Consider the following 21,255-nt stretch of genomic DNA (forward strand, 5'->3'; position numbering starts at 1 on the left):
CGGACCCGCGGCGCCGGTGTCACCCTTCGGGCCGGCCACTCCGTCGGCACCCGTCGCACCCGGGTCTCCCTTGGGCCCGACGGCTCCAGTGGCTCCGGTGTCACCCTTCGGGCCAGCCGGACCCGCCACTCCGGTGTCACCCTTCGGGCCGGCGGGTCCCGCCACTCCGGTGTCACCCTTCGGCCCAGCCGGACCCGCGGCGCCGGTGTCACCCTTCGGGCCGGCCACTCCGTCGGCACCCGTCGCACCCGGGTCTCCCTTGGGCCCGACGGCTCCAGTGGCTCCAGTGGCTCCAGTGGCTCCAGTGGCTCCAGTGGCACCCTTCTCGCCCTTTGCGCCCTTCATCTCTGCCTTTTCGGTGTCCGTCCAGTTGTCCGGACTCGACCGGGGGCCCTCAGGTCCCCGGGGGCCGGCCGGGCCGGTGTCGCCCTTGGGGCCCGCAGCTCCGGTGTCGCCCTTGTCTCCCTTGGGGCCACCCGGGGTTCCGGGCTCGCCCTTCTCGCCCTTCATCTCGGCCTTCTCCGCGTCCGTCCAGTTGTCCGGACTCGACCGCGGACCCTCAGGACCCCGCGGCCCGGCCGGACCGGCCGGGCCCGCGTCACCCTTCGGGCCCACCGGGCCTGCGGGGCCGGGATCGCCCTTCTCCCCCTTGCTGACGGGGGCGTTCCAGCCGGGGCACCACATGACGGGCGCTGCGTTCGAGACGTAGCGGGCGCTCATCCATCCGGTCCGGTCGTAGAGCTTGTACCAGATCGCATTGCCAGCCACGTTCTGGCCACGGACTTTGCACTTGAGGGAGACCCGGACGCCGGGCCGGTACTCGCCCAGCTTCCGGGCCGACGTCGAGGGCGTCGCCCGGACGAACTGCCCGATCCGGGAAGTCACCTTGCCCGCCACCGGACGGGCAGCGAACGTCGCCGCGGAATCGGACGCGGCAGCCTGGGCAATGGCGGGGGCCATCAGCGCGGCGGACACGCCGAGCGTGACCGCGCCCTGGACCGCGCGCACAGGGATGCCCACACGGTGGAGGGAAGACAGCACGGCAACTCCTCAGAGCTGAAGAAAGATGCCGTGAACGCGGCACCTGGGCGCCACCTTTGATCTTTGAACACCGCAGGTAGCGCCACCACGCTGTTCAGGTAAGCCGATCAGACCAACATTTCTTGCGATGGACTGCCCGGGCAGTCATGTGCTTCACGGGCCACGCCAAGCGGGTGGGGTGGCAAGGGTCCAGCAACGTTCGTGGTGCTCGCCGACCGTGCTCGCCGCCCTCTGCCCGTTCCGCCCTCCGGCTGTTCCTGGCCGGGGCCCGCCCTACCGCCCGGGTAGGCGACCTCTCCCAGCCAGGGGTGGCGCACGCAGCAGGCAGGCGCCACCCAGGAACACCCTGAACTCACCGCGTGGCGCGAGAAATGTGGCTGCGGACCCTTTACGAAGTCCCCTGAGGAAGCTCCGTAAGCCTCTCCCCCGCCCGCGCCGAGTCCGGCTCCGTACCGCTGGATGACGCCTCACCCCGAAGCGGCCTGGGACGACGTCATCGGCGACCTCGGCTCCAACTGGAGCCAGTACGAGTACGTCACCAACGTGGGCTTCGCCGCCTGACCCTCACCACGATCCCTCCCAGATGCGGAAGGCACATCGTGGAGAACCGCAACGAGGACACGACCACCCCAGGCACCGTTACCGCACGCCGGGCCGCACAGCCGCCCGCGCCCGAGGCCCGCCGTAACGGACGCCAAGATCCTGCCCTTCCGGCGGTGACCACCGCGGCCGCGGAACGTTGCCCCGTACGGAGTGCCCACGACACCCCGGAGGATCACAGTGCCCCTCACCATTCCGCTGACCTCTCCCACCCCGGCGGATCTCGCCTGCTCGTTGAGCGAGGAGATCAGCGACTGGCTCCCGCGCCGGAGGACGACGAGCGCGTCACCGACGCCGATGTCGCGCGCACGTACCGCGGTGAACCAGCACTGTGGCATCGACCAAGGGCTCGCAGAAGAACAACGTGTGGACGTTGGCCGGGGTCGCCGCATGGCCGGGGCCGATCGATAGCCGGCCAGCCTCGGGGGCAGGGCGTTCGGTCCAGGGTGGGGCGAAGCCCCATCGCGCAGCGACGCCCGTTTGGTGCCCTTGACGGATCGTCGTGTCCCGCACCCTGGGAAATCAGGTGGCCCCGGCTTCACGACCTGCGCACGACCACCCTCAGAGTGGGGACGTATCGCTGTATCTCACTGGCCACGTGGCTGTGCACGCCGCCACGAGGGGCGTTCAGGTCTGGGTGCGTGTGCTGCCCGGGCCTGCCGGTAGGCGTGGGCCTGGGTGTGGGGTGTCGGGGATGTCGTCGAGGGTGAGGAACTGGCCGGAGCGGTGGTCCGCCGCTCCGAGGGCGACAGCCACCACCGCGCGGGCAGCTCGTTCGGCCTCGACCCCTTTGCCCTGGTCCAGTTGTTCCTGAAGCCATTGGGTGCGGCGTGCATGCCACACGCTGGGCGGTTGTTCGTGCAGTGCTGTGGTGGTGAGTCCGGCGGTGACGATACCGGGGTGGACGCTGAGGGCTGTGACACCGTGCGCCCTGGCCTCGTGGCTCAGGTTCTCGATGAACTTGATTCCGGCCGCTTTGGAGACGGAGTAGGCGGAGAGGCTGGGCCAGCGGTGGCGTCCTGCCTCGCTGCTGATGCTGATGATGCGGCCACTGTGCTGACGGACGAAGCAGGCCATGACGGCGTGGACGGTGGCGACCGTGCTCATCACGTTGGTGTGCATGGTCTGCCACCAGGCGTCGAGGGGGACCTCCCAGCTGGGGCCGACGGGTCCTTCCACACCTGCGTTGTCGATCAGGCAGTCGATGCGGCCGAAGTGCTTCACCAGCCGCTCCACCGCTGCCGCCGCGTCCTGCGGGGACGTGGCGTCCGCGGGCAGCGGAAGTACCTGCGCCCCGGCCTCCTCAAGTTCTTGCGCCAGACCGTCGAGAGCGCTCGCGTTCCGGGCGCACAAACCCACCCGGCAGCCCTGGCGCGCGAGTTGAGCCGCGACGGCGGTGCCGAGTCCGCCGGTGGCGCCGGTCAGCAGGACCACGGGCGAAGGGGCGCGGGCGGGGGTGATGTCGTCTTTACCGGGCCGGGACATTGGCCTCATCTCCCTCGCTCACGGGTGCGGCCTGGGTGTGCTGCTGGCGCAGGGCCCGCCGGTCGAGTTTCCCTGTGGGTGTGGTCGGCAGGCTGGTGACGATGTGGACGGTGCGCGGGACCTTGTACCGGGCGAGGATGCCGGAGCAGTGCTCGACGAGGTCTTCGGCTGCGGGCTGTTCGCCGCAGCTGGGGATGACGAGGGCGTGCGGGACTTCGCCCCGGTTCGGGTCCTCCCGGCCGATCACGGCTGCCTCCTTCACCAGGGGGTGGGTGCGCAGGGCGTTCTCGACTTCTGTGGGGTTGATGTTGTATCCGGCGCTGACGATGGTGTCCTTGCTGCGCCCGACGATACGCAGGGCACCGCGCTCGTCCTGCAGTGCCAGATCGCCTGTGTGCAGCCATCCTTCGGTGTCGGTTGCGCGCTGGGTGCCCCAGGAACTGACCTGGTAGCCGGGGGTGACCTGTGCGCCCCGTACCCAGATTTCTCCCGGTGTGTCTGCGGCTGCTTCCTCGCCCTCGGTGGTCGGGTCGGTGAGGCGGATCTCGATGCCGGGCATGGGTGTTCCGGCCGTTCCGGGCATGGAGCCGTCGGCGGGCGCGCAGAGGCCGGGCCCGGAGAGTTCGGTCATGCCCCAGCTCTGGATCAAGTCGTGGCCGGTGTGCCTGGCCCAGCTCTCCCCGTGTTTTTCGCTGACGGCCTGGCCGGCGGTCAGGCAGCGCCGCAGATGAGGCAGGCTGGTGGACTGGGAGGTCAGGACGCCCAGCAGCGAGTCGTACAGGGCCGGGACGCCTTCGATGACGGTGACCTTGTGGTCGTGCATCAACTGCACCCAGCGGACGGGGTCGTTGGATGAGGTCAGGACGAGCCGGGCTCCGCCGAGGAGGGTGCTGATGGCGGCGAGGTGCCCGTAGGTGTGGGCCAGCGGGGACGTCACCGCGACGACGTCGGAGGGTTCCCGGTGCAGGCCGCGCCAGAGTTCCGTCGCCAGGTGCAGTGACTGTTCGGTCTGGACGACGCCTTTGGCGGCACCTGTGCTGCCGGAGGTGAGCATGACCAGGCACGGCTGGTCGGGCCCCGTGGCGTCCGCAGCCGCTGTCGTTGCGGGGGCGGCTTCCGGTGCGAGGGCGTATGCCGGGGGCAGGGCGAGTTCGAGGGTGTGGATTTCGGTGTACAGCCGCAGTGAGGAACACAGTTCGGTCATTTCCTCGGCCCGTTCGGCCACGGTGAACAAGTGACGCGGACGCGTGAGACCCAGGGCGCGGGAGATCTCATCGGTGGTGAGCAGCATGTTCAGCGGGGTGACGGTTGCTCCCGTTTTGAGTGCTGCGAGGTAGGCGGCGATCCAGCTGGCGCCGTTGGGGGCGAGCATGGCGACACTGTGTGCTTCGGCCGCGTCGTTCTGCGGTCCGATGGCCGCAGCGAGATGACCGGACCAGTGGTCCAGGTCCTGGTAGGTGCACTGCCCCCAGTCGTCGACCACGGCGTCCTGCTGAGATCCGGCGGTGAGGGCGTTGAGCAGGCTCAGGCGGAACATGTCTACCTCTCTAGGGGGGTGCTCGGCTTGTGGTCGGGACGGACGAAGTCCGGGTTGAACAGTTCCTCGATGCACATCAGCGGATCTCCCTGGTCCTCCAGCGCGTAGAACTTGCTCAGGCACTCGTCGTGCGCGGAGCCGGCGGGCCACTGGGCGATCCCGACGTCGAGGATGTGCCGCTGGGTCTCCACCCCGGCGTCTGCCAGGGCGAAGCCGATGGGGCGGGTCATGTCGGCAGCGAGTTCTTCCACCAGGGGATCGGTACCGCAGCGGACATGGACGGTGTTGGACGAGGCGATCACACCGCTGGACGTGACCAGCAGCAGGCGTCGGCGCAGGTAGCGGTCCTGAGCATCGCCCGCCAGGGCAGAGCGCGCCCGGGCCGGCACATCCGTGCCCGCGACGATCTCCACGCTCTGGCCCCGTGGGAGCAGCGGACTCCGCACGATGGCCTGCAGGAGACTGGTGGTCAGCCCCTCGGAGCACAACAGCATCCGGGCCTCCGGCGCAGCGAACACCGTCGCCTGGTGAAGGACCCGCTCCGCACGCTCGGCGGCCGGGGCCGCGCTGTTTCCGGAGACCGCTGGATGATTCATGCAAACACCTTCGCCTTCCGGCTGCGCCACCGGACGAAAAGACGCCCGGCGTTTTGCGACGGGGATGGACTATTCACTGACCGAAATGTCGGCAGGAATTGATTCGAAGCGTCACGGCCGACCGCGGTCACCGCAATCCGCCGCGTCCTCTTGCATATGCCTGATGAATGAGAACTTGGCAAGAAGCAAAGTGCGCCAAGGGTACTACCAGTAGAAAAGCCTGGCGGGCGCGCATGTGCGGGTCCCTGCGGGGCCGGTCGGTGAAAGAACCCGGCAGCACCCAATCGGGTGGTGAGCGCTCCCAGAGCTGGGGCTCGGTCCCGCACGCCGGGCAGCAAAATGCCATGGAGGGAAAGGCTAGGTGAATTGCGCATTGGGAATCATTCTGATCTGCGGTGCGGATGCCCCTTGCTCATTCACTGCTAATCGCAGAGGGGTCCTTTCGGTAATCTGCGCCTCCCCGCCCCACAGGGAAGGAACCCCCTGATACTCGAAACACCCCCGATCGGCCGGTGGTACACAGCGCAGCCAGGCCACACGGGAATGCGCCGGAGCCTTGGCGGGCCGCAACGCGCCTGCACTCGCAACTGGAGAGGCTGGCGCCTCACACCTCTGTGTTCCGACCGCGGCCACCGGTCCATCTGCTCTCGGGCCGGGCCGAGGAGTCGGTATCCACGCTCCTGCCAGAGGCGCACGAATGGGTCGTTGGTGGTGTGCCACGATCCGCAGCAGCCTGCAGGAGCGAGAGGCAGGTGCCAGGCAGGTGCCCGCGCAAGGAGAAGTCACCGGCGGCACCAGCCCCCGTGCAATACCGGCCGCGCCCCTCTCGTGACCTGTCGCCCCATGCCTTCAGGGCTGAATGCCGGTGTGGATCGTGCACGGGTCGTTCACGCCAGGTCACCCACAGGAGTGGTGCTGGGGATGCATTTTCGTTTCTGCAGCCGATTGTTTTCTAACGAGCTCGTGCACGGTTAGCGGTGAGACGTCGAGCTCTGGATCGTCGATCATGGTTGCGTGGTGGGGAACGTGACGCGCACAGCGATCATCAGCGACCGGAGGATCACGGGTCTGTCAGCCGCTGTGATCGCTGAACTCGTGGCTGAGGTAGGACCGTTGTGGCATGAACGGCACCGGGCCAGGCTTGCATCCCGGCCGCGGAAGCGTGCCGTGGGCGCCGGTGCGAAGCACCGCATGGTCTTCGTCGACCGGCTCCTGGCCACGCTGGTGCACCTTCGCCATGGGGTGACTCATGATGTGCTGGCCTGCTGGCCTGCTGGTTCGGCGTGGACCGGTCGACTGTCACCCGGGCGATCGGCGAGGTGCGGCCATTGCTCGCCGAGCGAGGATGCACCATCAGCCCTGACGTGCGGCTGCGAACCCTGGCCGAGGTCGTTGACCATCTCGGCGCGACGGGGGAGCAATGCTCAGTACCTGTGGATCGGGCTCGGGTTGGACGCGAAGGGCGTACCTTCCCGAGTGATCGATTGAAGGTCACCGAGTAGGCCGACGCTGCGAACGTCGGTCGGGAAGGCACGCCCGTGCTCAGCGTAGTCAATGCCGATAGCAGCACCCCGAACGGCTCCCTGATCGACGAGATCGTCCGCGAGGGTGCCCGGCGGATGTTGGCCGCCACGCTGGAGGCCGAAGTCAACGCCTACATAACCGAATTGGCCGGTGAGCGCGACGAGACCGGCCGCCGCATGGTCGTCCGCAATGGCTACCACCAGCCGCGCCAGGTCACCACCGCCGCGGGAGCCGTCGAGGTAAAGGCCCCTCGGGTCAACGACAAGCGCATCGAGGAGACCACTGGGGAGCGCAAACGGTTTGCGTCGGCGATACTGCCGCCCTGGTGCCGCAAGTCCCCCAAGATCAGCGAGGTGCTGCCGCTGCTCTACCTGCACGGTCTGTCCTCGGGCGACTTCGTGCCCGCACTCGAGCAGTTCCTCGGCAGCTCAGCCGGCCTCTCGCCCGCCACCGTCACCCGCCTCACTCAGCAGTGGCAGGCCGACCACACCGCCTTCAACGAGCGCGACCTGTCGGCCAGCGACTACGTCTACGTGTGGGCCGACGGCATCCATCTGAAGATCCGCCTGGAGCAGGGCAAGGCCGCCGTCCTGGTGTTGATGGGCGTGCGCGCGGACGGCACCAAGGAACTCATCGCCATGGCCGACGGCTACCGCGAATCGTCCGAGTCCTGGGCGAACCTGCTGCGTGATGCCGTCCGGCGCGGAATGCGGGCTCCCGTCCTCGCGGTGGGCGACGGCGCCCTCGGCTTCTGGAACGCGCTCAACGAGGTGTTCCCCACCACCCGCCACCAAAGGTGCTGGGTTCACAAAACCGCGAATGTATTGGACAGCCTTCCCAAGTCGGCCCAGCCTGCGGCGAAGAAGGCCATCCAGGACATCTACAACGCGGAAGACCGCGAGCACGCAGCCCAGGCCGTCAAGGCGTTCGCCAGGCAGTACGGCGCGAAGTTCCCCAAGGCCGTCAAGAAGATCGTCGACGACGAGGACGAGTTGCTGGCGTTCTACGACTTCCCCGCAGAACACTGGATCCACCTGCGGACCACGAACCCCATCGAATCGACCTTCGCGACCGTTCGCCTGCGGACCAAGGTCACCAAAGGCGCAGGCAGCCGTGCTGCCGCGCTCGCGATGGTGTTCAAGCTCGTCGAGTCCGCCCAGGCCCGCTGGCGGGCCGTGAACTCACCCCACCTCGTTGCCCTCGTCCGGGCAGGAGCCCACTTCGAACGCGGCCACCTCGTCGAGCGCCCTGAGGCGGTGGCCGCGTGAACCGGCCGATGCATGGAGCGTTGCACCACGTCGAGATCTGGGTGCCCGACCTCGACCGCGCACTCGCCTCGCTCGGCTGGCTGCTGGCGACGCTGAACTACACCATCTCCCAGAGTTGGGCCACCGGCCGCAGCTGGCTGCTTCGGCCGACCTACCTCGTCCTCGAACAGTCTCCGGCCCTCACCGCCGACCGACACGACCGCCATCGCCCCGGTCTGAACCACCTCGCGTTCCACGTCGAGGACGCCGCTGCTGTCGAGAAGCTGGTCGTCGAGTCCGCCCAGCACGGCTGGCGCCTGATGTTCCCCGAACTGCACCCGCACGTCGGCGGCGAACAGCACTACGCCGCCTACCTGGAGAACGACGACGGCTTCGAGGTCGAACTCGTTGCGATCAGCCCACCCGAACGAATGTGAGATCAACTGATCCACAGGTATTGACGATTACTCTCTTGATTCCGGAGGTCGCCGACACGGACGACACCGTTGAGCGTGCGATCTGGCTCTACGACGGCCGACTGAACTTCGCCGGAGGCCACGGTAACTACCTGGGCTCGTTCCCGAACCTGGTTACGGACCGCCGCGAATCTGTGAACATCATCACCTGGGCGGACCTGCGCGGCCAAGACCTCGTCTCACGCGATGACGTCGCACGACTGCTTCAGAAATACGGCCCAGTGTTCCCGCTCGGCACGAACATCGAGGACCTCGCGCCCGCGGCCTTCTCCAGCGGCGTCGGTCTGACCCTGGAGACCCAGGCCGCCGCCGCGGTCCTTTCTGCGGCTTGGGCCTATCTCGCGGATCGCGGAGCAACCTGGAAGTCCGTTCCCGGAGAATGGTCCCAGTACGGCTATCTGCGCTGCCCGCGCGACTGGTTCATCGCTCGCTTGAAGGACGGTCCGGCACTGCCCGAACTGATCGGCTCATCCTGGCGTGAGGGCGCGTCAGTTCGCGGAGTAATCACGCTGCTGACCCGCGAGCAGGTGGTGCTGCCCGTCGGACGCTACTTCGTCGTCGATCTCGCTGGCGCCACCGCGCTGCTGATGCGCAGCTTCGAACGGGCCAGGGAAGGGGCCGCGGCAAACGAATGGGGCAGCTCGTTCGAAGCCGCCGTGCAGGCGGCGATCGACACCACGCCCTGGAAACCGACCGGCGCGCTGCGCTTGCTGATCGGCAAGAAGGTCAAGGACGAGAACGGCAACGTGATCACGGACATCGACGCCGTCGCCTTCCACGCAGGAACTCTGTGGCTGGTCAGCGTGAAGGCTTTCCAAGCCGGGCCAGACTACGCGGTCGGTGCCTACGACGCCGTCAGGAGAATTTCGCGCAAGGCGATGGCGGCGAGCGAGCAGTGGAATGGCTGCCTCGAAAGGATCCGTCGGCTTCCATCCGCGCTCGGGGTGGTTCTGCCTGACGGATGCACGCTCAAAGGCCTGGTCGTAATGCCCTTCGTCCCGTACGTGCCGGTCGGTTCCTCGGCCGCACAGCCGGTGGGCGACCTCTGCCACGTCTCGAGTATCCACGAGCTCATCGCAGTGGCCTTGCGGACGTAGGGCCGTCCGAATCCCGGCACCCGCCGCGCCACTGCTGTATCGGGCTCGGAGCGGCCCCCTGCCTAGGCAGTTTCGCGGTGCGTTCCGGGCAGGCAGCGCGTTCATAACGAACGGGCGCGCATGCGGACCTGCCAGTCGTGGTCGCTGGGGCCGCCCTTGCCATCGCATCACGGTAGGTGATGCGGTCGGCGGCGCGCTCGCCGAGCGCGGGCAGACAGTGCCCCAGCGCGAGTCAGGGCTCCTGTGCTCGCGAACCTGCGGCATGCGAGTGCCGAAGCCCTCAGATCTGGTCTTCCGGCCGCAGGAAGGGAACCAGGTGCGCTGCGCGGGTGTACTGCTCGGTGCCGCCCGGGTCCAGCTGGACAAATACTCGATTGCCGGGATCGCTGGCGTCCGTCTCGGCATGGAAAGAGCGGGCGATCAACTATGGAGAGGAGTGGTCGCCGGCCCGCCCGACCCGAAGCGCAAGAGGAAGAAGTGGTCCATCGAGGAGCTGCCCGGCAAGGAGCTCTTCGTGGTACGACGCCCGCTATACCGAGGCCGCGTTCGGCTTGGTCAACCTGCGGGATGTGTCGGAGAGGGCACGCCCGTACGCCCTTGGCATGCCCGAGGCCGGTGCAGCGGGACCGGTAGCGCGCCTTCTGCGCGTGGATATTGCCGTGCGTCATGCGTTGTCCTGGTCCGCACACCATCCGACCTCTGGCGCGCACAGGCTCGCGGGATGAACTGCGTGAGCGCTGGGTTCTCGGGGCGGTTCCTGGATCCTTTTTCTCCACAGCGTGTGCGGCACCACCGGTCGGTCGGCGTATCTGCGGAGAATGGCCTACCTGAAGGGCCGCCATCCAGCATGCCAGCAGTCTAAGTTCGTGCGGTGATGTACACGCTGGGCACTTTGGGGGTGTCTCCACACTGCTGGTGGGCGGAGTTGCGCTGGTGACCGTCCGGCAGATCAGAAATGAGCAGCTTCTGACCCGGGACGGGCAGGTCACCGACCGCTACACCGCGGAGGTGACCAACCTCGGCGACGACAACGAGGAAGTACGGCTCGGCGGCCTGTACGCGCTGCAGCGCATCGCCCAGGACTCCACCCGCGACGCACCCACCGTCGTTCAGGTCATCTCCGCCTACGTCCGCAGCCACTCACCCCTGCCCAAGAACGACACCACCACGCCCGACCGCCCCACGAACGACGTCGTCGCCCTGAGCATCCTCACCACCCCGCTGGGGGCAGCTCGCGGCGTCCCTGCGTCGGGGATAGGGCGGCAATTAGACGGCAGCCGGGGGCTGACAGCCGTGAATGCGTCCTACTGTTCAGAAGTGACCTGGATATCGCTACTGGCCGCACTCGTCGGCGCAGTCATCGCAATGGGATCGGCGCTCCTGGTGGAGCGCCGGAGGACACAACGAGAGACGATTGCCGACTGGCACAGAACACGACGGGAGCTCTACGCCAGGTTCCTCGCATCCCACGCTCAGGCCGGCAGCGACCTACGCAACATCGCCGCCACGGGCGGTCTTGAAGAAAGCGAGAGGTACCGGCAGGCACGCACGGCCTACACGCACTGCTACGCGTCTCGCCACGAGGTGGAACTTCTCGCCCCACGGACTGTGGTCGATCCGGCCGGGAAGTGCAGTAGCGCGGTCCGCGAGATGCGCGACGCCGTCAGCGCCGGATCCCTTGTCGACGGCGAGCCGTTTCTCGAATTGACGCGCCGGTACCTGGATCTACGCCTGGAGACCCTGCTCGCCATGCGCGCAGACATCGCCTCGTGGCACATGTAGCGCCGCCGTGCCCTGCTCGCCTGGGCATACTCCGAGTGGCCGGGGCCGTCGGTTGCAGGGGCCCCGAGCCGGACCCGTCGGCCGCGACTGCACCGGCCACGACGCACACACCGTGCAGGAGCGGATCGGCCAGGGGGAACCGCCGGTGTCGTCCGCCCTGAGCTCCTATCTCGGCAGGTCATACCAGGTCTGCGGGCGGGGCGGTGGCGCACCGTCACCAGCGGCTACTACTCCGGCGGCTGCAGCGTCAAAGCCGCCGGGCCAGACCGTAGAAGCGTCGGCGACCGCTCCTGTCAGGCTGGCACCCGAGGCTTCTGTCCCCGTCAGATCGGCGCCGCGCAGGTCGGCCTGGTCCAGGCGCGCGCCGTTGAGGACGGCCCCCGTCAGATCGGCACCGCTCAAGTCTGTCGCCCTCAGGTCAGCCTCTTCTAGCCGCGCATGCCACAAGATCGCAGACCTCAGGTCTGCCTGGCGCAGTCGCGCAAGGCGGAGGGATGACCCTGCCAGCCAGATGCCGGTTAGATCTGCGCCTCTGAGGTCTGCGCTCTCGAGATTTACGTCCGAGAGGTCGCTGTAGTGCAGGTCGGCGTCCTTAAGATCTGCGAAAACCAGTCTCGCGCCTCGCAGATCGGTCCGGGCCAGTCCCAATACGTGCCGATTCGGCACAAGAACTCGACGGCTGAGGACTGTCATGGCCGCTTGACGGTCGGTGCAGCGGACGGACAAGGAGTCCGCGGCACGGTGCATGAGGGCAAGTTCGCGCTTGTGAGCCGGATTCCGTGCCGCTGGCCTTGCCGAGGGCGGATCGGCAGGCCCGCTGCGTTGGACAAAAGCACAGAGCACCTCCGCGATGGTCACGCGATCGTAAGGAGAGTCGTCGGCGATGCGTTCCAGTGCGAAGATCGCTCCAAGCCGCACTTCTGGGCTCGTGCTGCCCAGTTGCTCCACAGCGGCCGTGAATCGCTGGGTGATCTGCGTTTGGTTGCTGACTTTTAGTTGTCGCCAGCTGAAGAAGGCACCGACCAGCAAAGCGATTCCGGCCAGGCCCTGCAGCAACGTGGTGCGAATGTCATTTATGGCCTTGGCCTGAAGTGAGACGGGCGTGCCGGGAGCATCCCAGCTCAGCAAGTATCTGGGGGCCGCCACGGTTACAAAGGTGACCAGCAGCAGGCTGCCGCAGATCACAATGACAGTAATTGGCCGTGACGGGACAGTAATGCGTTTCCTTTGACGCTCTTGTTCGCGTGGAGGATGTCCGGGCAGAGCTCGTGCCTGTCTCGTACGCCTAGCCATCCCCCACCGCTTTCACATCGACCGACACTGGGGGAAGGAGCTGCCGAGTAGCATCTTCACTCCACACCTTTCGGTTGGGGGAGGAGAGAGGTGATGGCAGCCACCTACAGATCCTTCACGACCACCGAAGATTTCTTGGTGCGGGCAAACCGCTCCCCCGCTCCCACCGGGCGCCCTCACGAAACTTCTGCCTCTCGGCGGTCGGCCCGCCGACCCGCCCCCTCCTGGCGCATGCCGCGTAGTTCCGGTGTATCGCAGGGAACAGGACCTGTCACCACCCGACATCACACTGAAGAGCTCAGTAGGTACTGCCTCAGGCACTCACGTTCTGCGACCTTGGCCTACTGTTCTGCGGCGAACGCCTTGTCAGTAACCCCGCCCCGCGGTGCCCCAGCCCCGCAGATGCTGCGTCTGGACGCGCCAGCACGCTCTCCGCAGGCAGTGCCTCTCACCGACGGCTGCCCAGCTCGGACTGCAGGCTCTGGACTGTGTGCTGTCCTGCGAGGTCCGCCTTCTGATCCTGGACGACCTGCACTTCCTCAAGTGGCACAGGACCAGCGGCATCGAGGTCAGCAACCACCTCAAGTGGATCGCCAACGAGTTCCCCGTCACCCTCCTGAAGGTCGGCGTGGGGCTCGCGGACAAGGGCCTGTTCAGCGAGGGCGAGACTCCTGGGGAAACGGTCCTGGCCCAGACCGCGCGGCGCACCACCCGCCTGGACATGCCGCCCTTCACCATCGACACCGAAGCGGGCCGCCGCCACTGGCGGCAGCTGCTCCTGGCCCTGGAACAGCGCATCCTGCTGGCCGACAGCTTTCCCGGCATGCTCGCCGACGACCTGTCCGACTACCTCTTCGCCCGCAGCACCGGGCACATCGGCTCCCTGATGACGCTGGTCAACCGCGGCTGCCAGCGCGCCCAGCGCACCGGCACCGAACGCCTCACCCCCGACCTCCTCGACCACGTCAAGAACGATGCGGCCGCCGAACAGGCCCGCCAAGAGCTCGCCTACGCCCTGCAATCGGGGAAGGCGACCAGCCGGCCCCGTGGCACGCGGACCGCAGGGTGACGGCCGCGCGAAGGACCTTGCCGATCCGGTACCCGCCCAACCCGGGCGAGGCCCTGGACTCCTGGCTGGAGTACCTCGCTCACCGGCTCCACTGCCGTCTCGGCGACGTGCTCCATGCGCTCGATCTCCCGTACAACGACCACGACCCGCCGAACGCCTTCACCCGGCACTGGACCACCCTGGTCACCCCCGAAGAACTTACCGCCATCCACCAGGTCACAGGCGTACCCCAAGACGTTCTCGCAGCGATGACACTGCAGCCCTTCGACCACCATGCAGTGGTGATCGACCCCGAACGGCGGCGCGTGCACCGGCAGTCGCTATGGGGACGTACGGGCTCCCGGTTCTGCCCCGCCTGCCTGGCCGACAGCAACGGACGCTGGCCGCTGACGTGGCGCCTGGGCTGGTCCTTCGCCTGTACCCGCCACCACGTCCTGCTCGCCGACCGCTGCCCCTCCTGCAGCCGCATCCCCCGCTTCATCACCCACCCCCGCAGTGAAACGCCCTGCCCGGGACTCTGCGCGAGCCCGGCCCAGGGCGGCGGGCCCCGCCGTCGCCGCTGCCACCACCCCTGGCCGCAGCCCCGGTCACCGCGATCGCCCCCGGCGGCCGGCTGGAGGAGACACAGAGCCTGATCAACTCCCTGCTCGCCCATCCGGACCGCACCGTGAACTGGCCGCTGTACGGGGCGGCCGGGGCACCGTTGGGGGTAGTGCTGCAGGACACCAAGTGCCTGGCCACGCTGATCCTCAACCACGCAACCGCCGACGACCTGCGCACGGCAGCTCCGGCGGACGTCCTGGAGCACATGCAGCGCTACCGAGCCAACCCGCTACCCGCCAGGTCGCAGCGCGGACCGGACAGCCAGCGCCTCGACGTGCACAGCTACTACGCCCCGCCGACGCGGCCGCGACCGCCGTGGCCGTCACCGCTGCGCTACCCGTCCTGCGCGCCGACAGCATCCGCAGTGCGGGCCAGGCGGTGGAGTGGCTCACCGACCGGGTCGCCGCCACCGGCCGGCCCCTCTACGCCGGCGCACTGTCCGGGCTCGGCGGAAGCGCCTCCCCCGTACTGGAGGCGGCCCTGCGGTGCAGCCGGGAGCTGCGGCTCCTGCCGGTCACCCGGCTCCGCCGCCGTACCACCGCCCACTCCACCCACCCTCCAGCCAACCGGGACGCCCGAGCCTCCGGGGTGCCAACTGCCCTGTGGCCCGCCTGGGACCTGCGGCTCTCACTCCGCCACCCCAACGGCAGGCCGGTGGCCCGGCGCGCGGACGAAATTCTCACGGTCGCCTGCCTGCTCGCCGGTAGCACCACCCCCACCGCCGCCGTGAAGCAGCTGACTGGCACCACTGTCAGTAACCACAACGTGTCCACCCTCCTGGCCGACCTCACCCGCCACGACGACTGCACCGACGTCCTGCACGCGCTCATCCTGCTGGCCAACCGCTCGACACGCACGGCTCACCCATCGACTACGCACGCCGACGGGCCCTGTTCACCACCCGCGCCCGCTTCCTTGACCCTCGGGCCTGGGACGATCTGCAGCGCAGCCTGCGCTCGAACATCAGGCCGGGTGCCTCGCATGCCCAGCGCTGGATCTTCCAGGCCCTGACCGGGTCCCCGCCCCGCCTCGCCCACCCCGACGTCGCACCCGCCACCGCCCTGCAACGCCAGCACTACCAGCGCTTCCGCTGGCGACTCCTGCCCGTCGAAGCCGAACTCCTGCGCCATACGGCGCGCACAGTCCTTGACGAGCACCACGTCGATGAGCCACTCCAGTGGACGCCGCAGCTGCCCGGCCGTGTCCTGGACCGGCTCGTGCTCCCCGGGCCGGACCCGGACAGCATCACCGCTACCGAGCTGCACCGGGTAGTACCCGTCGGGGACTTCTCCATCGCCCAGCTCGCCCGCACCCTGAAGACCACCACCGCCCACGTCATCTACCTGCTGTCCCAGCACCCCTTCGACTGGAGCCCGCCCCGTTTCCAGCGCACCCAGCACACCGCGACCCGCGTCCACCAGTGGCGCACCTGGTACGAGCAAAACCATCTGTCCCTGCAGACCATTGCCGACCGTGAAGGGACCAGCCTGGCCGCGGTCCGGCTCGCACTCCTGAGATCCGGCACCCAGCTTCGGCCCGCCGGGTCCTACCCGGGCCAGCCGAGGAGGAACTGAGCGCTCGGCTACAGGTGCGGGTCGGCCTGCCCAACCTGCTGGACGTCCGGCATGAGCACGGTGAGTGCGTGCTCGGCCAAGGCAGCGGTCGAGTCGAGGACCGGCAGGATCTTCTGTGCTTCGTCCGAAGCCAAGGGGATCTCTGTGCAGGCGGCAATGACTATGTCCGCGCCCGCGTCGTGGAGTTCGGCAGCGGCGGCGGTGATGTGGGCTCGGGCGGGGGTGAGTTGATGCCCCTGTTTGACGGCCGTGATGGCGCTGTTCACGTGCTGTGTCTGGGTGGTTTGGGTGACGTGGGTGATGCGCAGGCCGAGTCGGTCTGCGGCAGTCTCGTACAGGCGTGCTTGCCGGGTGCCTTCGGTGGCGAGGATGCCCACATTCCGCAGGGACGGTTTCCGGGCCTGACAGGCTCGCAAGGCGATCGAGACCATGTCGAGCACCTCGAGGTCGGTGTGGTCACGCAGGGCATTGCGATAGGCGTGGGCGGTGTTGCAGGGAATCGCCACGCAGGTGGCGCCGGCCTGGGCGAGCCAGGACAGGCCGGTCAGCATCGCCTGGAGCGGGGAGGGGCCTTGTCCCAGCAGGGCATCGGTGCGGTCGGGGACGGTGGGGTCTGCCCAGATGGCGACGGGGAGGTGTTCCTGGTCGCGGCCGGCGGGGGTCCGTTCGATCAGGCAGCGGTAGAAGTGAGCGGTGGCCAGGGGGCCCATGCCTCCAAGGACTCCCAGCAGCGCGGCCGGCGAGTGCGGGGCGCGCGAGTGCGCCCTTGCCCGGTTCTCGCCTGTGGGCAAGCCCTTCGGGGGTGTCGCTGCTGGTATGGCCGTCGGTGTCGGATGCATGGGGGCAAGTCTTCGGTGCCGTGGGGGATGCGACTTCGTCGGTCGAAACAAAAGGGAGTGGTTCGACCGGTGCGGTGGCACCAGTCCGGTTCCGCGTGGGGCCGCGGCGGACAAGCGGCGACCGGTGTTGTCACCCGGTACGGATCAAGTTCACTTTCTTGGGTCTCTGCGACGAACTGTCTTCGGTTTGTCTCTCATAGCGTCGGGAGCATGTCTCTCGTAAGGAGCCGAAGGTGACCCTGGATCTGCACGGCCGCGCGGTCGTCGCCGACACGCACAACGACCTGCTCATGTCGGTGGTGGAGCGGCCTCCGCACCGGTGGGCGGAGTTCTTCCGCGAGCGGTGGCTTCCGCAGCTCCTCGAAGGCGGGGTGAACATTCAGGTGCTGCCTGTCTTCGTGGACGACCAGTTCCGGCCCGAGGGCGCTCTGCGCCGCACTCTGCGGATGATCGAGTGCGCTCATGCTCTCGCTGAGGGCAACGCCGACCATGTCCAGCTGTGCCTGGACGGCGACGACATCGACGCCGCGCTCGCCCAGGACAGGATTGCCCTGGTGCTCGCGCTGGAGAGCGCACCCGGTGTCGATGCGGACGTGGAACTGTTCCGTACCCTGCATCGCCTCGGCGTGCGGATCGCCTCGATCGCTCACTGGGGCCGCTCGCCGCTCGCCGACGGGAGCGGCGAGGACGCCACGGGCAGCAGGCTCACCATCGAGGGTGTGGCGGCGCTGGGTGAACTGGAGCGCCTGGGGATCGTTTTCGACATTTCCCACCTCGGGGCGAGCGGCGTGGCGCATGTGCTGGAGCTGGCGACCCGTCCGCTGATCGCCTCGCATTCGGCGGCCCGCGCGCTGTGCGACCACCACCGCAACCTCAGCGACGAGCAGATCCGCGGGGTGGCGGCGACCGGTGGAGTCATCTGCGTCAACTTCGTACCGGACTTCCTGGCCGACGACCGGGAGTCGCAGACCATCGACCGGATCGTCGACCACATCGAGTACATCGCAGCGCTGGTCGGCATCGAGCACGTGGGCATCGGCCCGGACTTCCTGAAGGAAGTGGCCGCCGACGTCATACCGCCGTGCTGCGACGGCAACGACTACACGGGAGTGGCACTGGACGCCTCCTTGCCCGGACTGGACGGACCGGCCGAGCTGCCCGCACTGACCGAGGCAATGGTCAAGCGCGGACTGGACGAGGACAGCATCCGCGCCGTCCTGGGCGGCAACGTGCAGCGCGTCTTCCGCGCCGAGCTGGGCAGGGGCCGATGAACAGCACCGGCGCAACGCAGCAGCCGGCACCGGGGCAGCTCTCCGCGATGCTCGCCGATCTGGAGGAGCTGGTGGTCTGCGAGTCCTTCTCTGCTGATCTGGATGCTGTCGCGCGCAGTGCCCAGGTAGTGGCCTCGATGGGCGCCCGATACCTGGGGATGGAGCCGGAGCGCATCGTCGTCGACGGCGTCACGCACCTGCGGTGGACGTTCGGGGCTCCGCGCGTGCTACTCCTTGGTCACCACGACACCGTGTGGCCGATGGGCTCGCTCCACACCCGCCCCTGGTCTGTGACGGATGGCATCGCGCGCGGTCCCGGCGTCTTCGACATGAAGGCGGGGCTGGTGCAGATGTTCCACGCACTGGCCTCGCTGCCCTCCCTGGAGGGTGTCTGCGTGCTGGTGACAGGGGACGAGGAGGTCGGCTCGGACACCTCTCGTGCGCTGATCGAGGAAACCGCCAGGAAGTGCGTGGCGACGTTCGTGCTGGAGGCGTCCGCCGACGGCGGGGCGCTGAAAACCGGCCGTAAGGGCACCTCCGCCTACGAGCTGGTGGTGCACGGCAAGGCGGCCCACTCCGGCCTCGAACCCGAGAAGGGCGTCAACGCCGCGATCGAAGCCGCGCACCTCACCCTCTGCCTGAACGAGGTGGCCATGGACGTCAACGCCGGGACGTCCGAAAGCTGGTGCACCACGGTGACACCGACCGTAGTGACCGCCGGATCGGCGACCAACACGGTTCCGGCGCAAGCGACGGTGAGCGTCGACGTCCGGGTGCCGACCCTCGCTGCCCAGGCCCACGTGGACGCGGCGCTGCACGCGCTGCGGACCACCGTGCCGGGGGCACGCCTGGAGGTACGGGGAGGCCCCAACCGTCCCCCGCTGGAAGAGACATCGTCCGCCGGTCTGTTCCGCAGGGCGGCGGCGCTCGCTCAGCGGCAGGGCCTTCAGCCGCTGGCGTCGGCATCGGTGGGCGGGGCGTCCGACGGGAACTTCACCGCGGGGCTGGGCTGCCCGACCCTGGACGGTCTCGGAGCCGTCGGCGGGGGCGCACACGCCGATCACGAGCACGTGATCGTCTCCGAGATGCTCCCACGCACCCGGCTCCTTGCCGCGCTCGTTGCCGAGGTGCTCCGATGAGCGCCCTGGTCATACGGGAGCTGCACGAGCTCGGTGAACTGGAGAAAGTCAGCGCGCTCTTCGAGCAGATCTGGGGTGCTGAGCCGGGAGCCTCTCCCATGGGCGTGGAGCAGATGCGCGCCCTCTCGCACGCCGGGAACTACGTGGCCGGAGCCAGTACGGACGGCCGGCTGACCGGTGCGTCGGTCGCGTTCTTCGCCGCACCGGTCGGACAGGTGCTTCATTCGCACGTCACCGGCGCGCTTCCCGGCCATGCCGCAGGTCTTGCTCTCAAGTTCCACCAGCGCGACTGGGCCCTGGCCCGCGGGCTCTCCCGGATCACCTGGACGTACGACCCCCTGGTGCGCCGCAATGCCCACTTCAACCTGACCAAGCTCGGCGCCCGCCCGGTCGAATACCTGCCCTGCTTCTACGGAGCGATGGACGACGCGATCAATGGCGGCGACGACACCGACCGGGCTCTCTGCGCCTGGGACTTGTCCCACCCCGTAGCCGTCTCGGCCGCGGCGGGTGCGCCGCACGCTGCGCCCCTGCCTGCCGACGCCGTCACAGCGCTGGCTGTACGCGAGGGCCGGCCGGCCCTCGGCAGCCAGGACGCGTCCACCCTCCTTGTCGAGGTTCCGCCCGACATCGAGGGAATGCGCCGCACCGACCCGGGGGCGGCGAAGGAGTGGCGTCTGGCGATGCGCGAGGTGCTGGGCGGCCTGCTCGCTGAGGGCGCCCGCGTCACCGGCTTCCACCAGCGCGCCGCTTACGTGGTCGAACGCGCCACCACTGCCTGACCCCACTCTCTTCTGGAGCTGACTCACCCATGAAAATCACCGGAATTGAACTGCGCCGGATCGCGATGCCGCTGAAGGCACCGTTCCGTACCTCCTTCGGTGTGGAAACCGCACGCGATGTTCTGCTCGTCCGCGTCGTCACCCCGGAGAGCGAGGGCTGGGGCGAGTGCGTCGCGATGTCCGAGCCCCGCTACTGCTCCGAGTACGTCGACGGAGCAGCCGACGTCCTGCGCCGCTTCCTGATTCCCGCCCTGCCCGATGCGGTGGATGCGTACGCGGTCAAGCGGGCTTTGCAGCCCTTCAAGGGGCACAAGATGGCCAAGGCCGCCCTGGAGACAGCCGTGCTCGATGCCCAGCTGCGGGCATCGGGGCAGTCGTTCGGCGCGTACCTCGGTGCCGACCGCGACCGGGTCCCGTGCGGGGTGTCGGTCGGCATCATGGACTCGATCCCTCAACTCCTGGACTCCGTTGGCGGATTCATCGACGAGGGCTACGTACGCATCAAGCTGAAGATCGAGCCGGGCTGGGACGTGGCACCAGTGCGGGCGGTGCGCGAACGCTTCGGCGACGACCTGCTCCTCCAGGTCGACGCCAACGCCGCGTACACCCTTGCCGACGCCCGTCAGCTGGCCAAGCTGGACGCCTTCGACCTGCTTCTGATCGAGCAGCCGCTCGCCGACGACGACCTCGTCCAGCACGCCGCGCTGGCCCGCCAGCTGCGAACGCCCGTCTGTCTGGACGAGTCGATCGAGTCCGCCGAGGACGCCGCAGCAGCGATCACCCTGGGTGCGGCCTCCGTCATCAACATCAAGCCCGGTCGGGTCGGCGGCTACCTGGAGGCCAAGGCCATCCACGACGTGTGTGTGGCCCACGGCGTCCCGGTGTGGTGCGGCGGCATGCTGGAGACCGGCATCGGCCGGGCCGCCAACGTGGCCCTGGCCGCACTGCCCGGGTTCACCCTGCCCGGCGACACGTCGGGCTCCAGCCGCTACTTCGCCACCGACATCACCGCGCCGTTCGAGCTCCACGACGGACACCTCGACGTCCCGACAGGGGCGGGCCTGGGCGTGGAGCCGGTCACCGACTTCCTGGAAGAAGTGACGACGTCCAGCGAGTGGATCCAGCTCTAGAAACCACGCACTGCACTACTGCGGGGAAGTGGGGGGGGGGGGGGGGGGGGGGGGGGGGGGGGCGGGCCGGCGCGCCCCCCCCCCCGCCCCGCCGCCCCCCCCCCCCCCCCCCCCGGGGGGGTGCCCTAAGTGTCCCACGCTGCACGGGAATCTGTGCGGACATGACGAAA

General features: G+C 68.4%; 20 protein-coding genes and 1 pseudogene. 14 read left to right on the forward strand and 7 right to left on the reverse strand.

Annotated features, from left to right (window positions below):
* Positions 1–1,041: SH3 domain-containing protein (locus ACIA73_RS39250; protein WP_399443773.1), on the reverse strand; the 1,041-nt coding region annotated here is incomplete at its 3' end.
* 474 nt (positions 1,042–1,515) lie between these two features.
* Here ACIA73_RS39250 and ACIA73_RS39255 point away from each other — a divergent pair.
* Positions 1,516–1,602: pseudogene (locus ACIA73_RS39255) on the forward strand (transcriptional regulator); the annotation flags it as partial.
* Positions 1,603–2,268: 666 nt separating this feature from the next.
* Here ACIA73_RS39255 and ACIA73_RS39260 read toward each other — a convergent pair.
* From ACIA73_RS39260 to ACIA73_RS39270, 3 genes are read right to left on the reverse strand one after another with little or no spacing between them, the layout of a single operon-like run.
* Complete coding sequence (locus ACIA73_RS39260) at positions 2,269–3,126, reverse strand: SDR family NAD(P)-dependent oxidoreductase (protein ID WP_399443774.1); 858 nt, start codon at positions 3,124–3,126, stop codon at positions 2,269–2,271.
* Positions 3,110–4,663 carry a class I adenylate-forming enzyme family protein gene (locus tag ACIA73_RS39265; protein WP_399443775.1) on the reverse strand — a complete coding sequence of 518 codons (1,554 nt, stop codon included), beginning with the start codon at positions 4,661–4,663 and terminating at the stop codon, positions 3,110–3,112. Before ACIA73_RS39265 ends, ACIA73_RS39260 begins: the two co-directional genes overlap by 17 nt.
* Before the next feature lie 2 nt (positions 4,664–4,665).
* A complete protein-coding gene (locus ACIA73_RS39270; protein ID WP_399443776.1) occupies positions 4,666–5,259 on the reverse strand; it encodes a hypothetical protein in 594 nt (197 codons plus the stop codon).
* Between the two features lie 1,283 nt (positions 5,260–6,542).
* Here ACIA73_RS39270 and ACIA73_RS39275 point away from each other — a divergent pair.
* Genes ACIA73_RS39275 through ACIA73_RS39290 form a run of 4 tightly spaced genes read left to right on the forward strand, consistent with a single transcriptional unit; the run spans position 6,543 to position 9,603 of the window.
* Positions 6,543–6,761, forward strand: coding sequence for a hypothetical protein (locus tag ACIA73_RS39275; protein WP_399443777.1), 219 nt, complete (start codon positions 6,543–6,545; stop codon positions 6,759–6,761).
* 36 nt (positions 6,762–6,797) lie between these two features.
* Positions 6,798–8,051 (forward strand): IS256 family transposase, encoded by a 1,254-nt coding sequence (locus tag ACIA73_RS39280; RefSeq protein ID WP_399443778.1) that lies wholly within the window; start codon positions 6,798–6,800, stop codon positions 8,049–8,051.
* A gap of 8 nt (positions 8,052–8,059) precedes the next feature.
* The gene (locus ACIA73_RS39285) at positions 8,060–8,467 is read left to right on the forward strand and encodes a VOC family protein (protein WP_399443807.1); all 408 of its coding nucleotides are present in this window, start codon (positions 8,060–8,062) and stop codon (positions 8,465–8,467) included.
* Positions 8,468–8,487: 20 nt separating this feature from the next.
* On the forward strand, positions 8,488–9,603 hold the full coding sequence (locus ACIA73_RS39290; RefSeq protein ID WP_399443779.1) for a hypothetical protein: 1,116 nt from the start codon (positions 8,488–8,490) through the stop codon (positions 9,601–9,603).
* Between the two features lie 280 nt (positions 9,604–9,883).
* Here ACIA73_RS39290 and ACIA73_RS39295 read toward each other — a convergent pair whose 3' ends face one another.
* Positions 9,884–10,027, reverse strand: a complete 144-nt coding sequence (locus ACIA73_RS39295; RefSeq protein WP_399443780.1) for a hypothetical protein — start codon at positions 10,025–10,027, stop codon at positions 9,884–9,886.
* A 509-nt stretch (positions 10,028–10,536) separates the two neighbouring features.
* Between ACIA73_RS39295 and ACIA73_RS39300 the strand changes: the two genes are divergently transcribed.
* A complete protein-coding gene (locus ACIA73_RS39300) occupies positions 10,537–11,385 on the forward strand; it encodes a hypothetical protein (protein WP_399443781.1) in 849 nt (282 codons plus the stop codon).
* Positions 11,386–11,550: 165 nt separating this feature from the next.
* Here ACIA73_RS39300 and ACIA73_RS39305 read toward each other — a convergent pair whose 3' ends face one another.
* A complete protein-coding gene (locus ACIA73_RS39305) occupies positions 11,551–12,570 on the reverse strand; it encodes a pentapeptide repeat-containing protein (protein ID WP_399443782.1) in 1,020 nt (339 codons plus the stop codon).
* A gap of 598 nt (positions 12,571–13,168) precedes the next feature.
* On the opposite strand from ACIA73_RS39305, the gene ACIA73_RS39310 reads away from it, so the two are divergent.
* The 4 genes from ACIA73_RS39310 (at position 13,169) to ACIA73_RS39325 (ending at position 15,924) form a co-directional block, all read left to right on the forward strand.
* Entirely contained in the window at positions 13,169–13,747 is a 579-nt protein-coding gene (locus tag ACIA73_RS39310; RefSeq protein WP_399443783.1) for a hypothetical protein, read from the forward strand.
* 17 nt (positions 13,748–13,764) lie between these two features.
* Complete coding sequence (locus tag ACIA73_RS39315; RefSeq protein WP_399443784.1) at positions 13,765–14,382, forward strand: TniQ family protein; 618 nt, start codon at positions 13,765–13,767, stop codon at positions 14,380–14,382.
* A gap of 283 nt (positions 14,383–14,665) precedes the next feature.
* On the forward strand, positions 14,666–15,361 hold the full coding sequence (locus tag ACIA73_RS39320) for a hypothetical protein (protein WP_399443785.1): 696 nt from the start codon (positions 14,666–14,668) through the stop codon (positions 15,359–15,361).
* A 206-nt stretch (positions 15,362–15,567) separates the two neighbouring features.
* Positions 15,568–15,924 (forward strand): hypothetical protein, encoded by a 357-nt coding sequence (locus ACIA73_RS39325; protein WP_399443786.1) that lies wholly within the window; start codon positions 15,568–15,570, stop codon positions 15,922–15,924.
* A gap of 8 nt (positions 15,925–15,932) precedes the next feature.
* Here ACIA73_RS39325 and ACIA73_RS39330 read toward each other — a convergent pair whose 3' ends face one another.
* Positions 15,933–16,715: an aspartate/glutamate racemase family protein gene (locus tag ACIA73_RS39330; RefSeq protein ID WP_399443787.1), complete on the reverse strand. Its 783-nt coding sequence runs from the start codon at positions 16,713–16,715 to the stop codon at positions 15,933–15,935.
* A gap of 281 nt (positions 16,716–16,996) precedes the next feature.
* On the opposite strand from ACIA73_RS39330, the gene ACIA73_RS39335 reads away from it, so the two are divergent.
* Genes ACIA73_RS39335 through menC form a run of 4 tightly spaced genes read left to right on the forward strand, consistent with a single transcriptional unit; the run spans position 16,997 to position 21,085 of the window.
* On the forward strand, positions 16,997–18,034 hold the full coding sequence (locus ACIA73_RS39335; RefSeq protein WP_399443788.1) for a dipeptidase: 1,038 nt from the start codon (positions 16,997–16,999) through the stop codon (positions 18,032–18,034).
* A gap of 47 nt (positions 18,035–18,081) precedes the next feature.
* Positions 18,082–19,173, forward strand: coding sequence for a M20 family metallopeptidase (locus ACIA73_RS39340; RefSeq protein WP_399443808.1), 1,092 nt, complete (start codon positions 18,082–18,084; stop codon positions 19,171–19,173).
* The gene (locus ACIA73_RS39345) at positions 19,170–19,955 is read left to right on the forward strand and encodes a GNAT family N-acetyltransferase (RefSeq protein ID WP_399443789.1); all 786 of its coding nucleotides are present in this window, start codon (positions 19,170–19,172) and stop codon (positions 19,953–19,955) included. The genes ACIA73_RS39340 and ACIA73_RS39345 overlap by 4 nt, the downstream gene beginning before the upstream one ends.
* A 29-nt stretch (positions 19,956–19,984) precedes the next feature.
* Complete coding sequence (menC, locus tag ACIA73_RS39350; protein ID WP_399443790.1) at positions 19,985–21,085, forward strand: o-succinylbenzoate synthase; 1,101 nt, start codon at positions 19,985–19,987, stop codon at positions 21,083–21,085.
* Positions 21,086–21,255 lie beyond the last annotated feature (170 nt).

Origin of the sequence: Streptomyces sp. NPDC051561, from assembly GCF_044454195.1 — a bacterium.
Classification (GTDB): domain Bacteria; phylum Actinomycetota; class Actinomycetes; order Streptomycetales; family Streptomycetaceae; genus Streptomyces.

What these genes read in the sequence shown, in the direction of transcription:
- ACIA73_RS39260 (WP_399443774.1), bottom strand. Translation starts at nt 3,126, where the DNA reads ATGTCCCGGCCCGGTAAAGACGACATCACCCCCGCCCGCGCCCCTTCG.
- ACIA73_RS39265 (WP_399443775.1), bottom strand. Translation starts at nt 4,663, where the DNA reads ATGTTCCGCCTGAGCCTGCTCAACGCCCTCACCGCCGGATCTCAGCAG.
- ACIA73_RS39270 (WP_399443776.1), bottom strand. Translation starts at nt 5,259, where the DNA reads ATGAATCATCCAGCGGTCTCCGGAAACAGCGCGGCCCCGGCCGCCGAG.
- ACIA73_RS39285 (WP_399443807.1), top strand. Translation starts at nt 8,060, where the DNA reads ATGCATGGAGCGTTGCACCACGTCGAGATCTGGGTGCCCGACCTCGAC.
- ACIA73_RS39340 (WP_399443808.1), top strand. Translation starts at nt 18,082, where the DNA reads ATGCTCGCCGATCTGGAGGAGCTGGTGGTCTGCGAGTCCTTCTCTGCT.
- ACIA73_RS39345 (WP_399443789.1), top strand. Translation starts at nt 19,170, where the DNA reads ATGAGCGCCCTGGTCATACGGGAGCTGCACGAGCTCGGTGAACTGGAG.
- menC (WP_399443790.1), top strand. Translation starts at nt 19,985, where the DNA reads ATGAAAATCACCGGAATTGAACTGCGCCGGATCGCGATGCCGCTGAAG.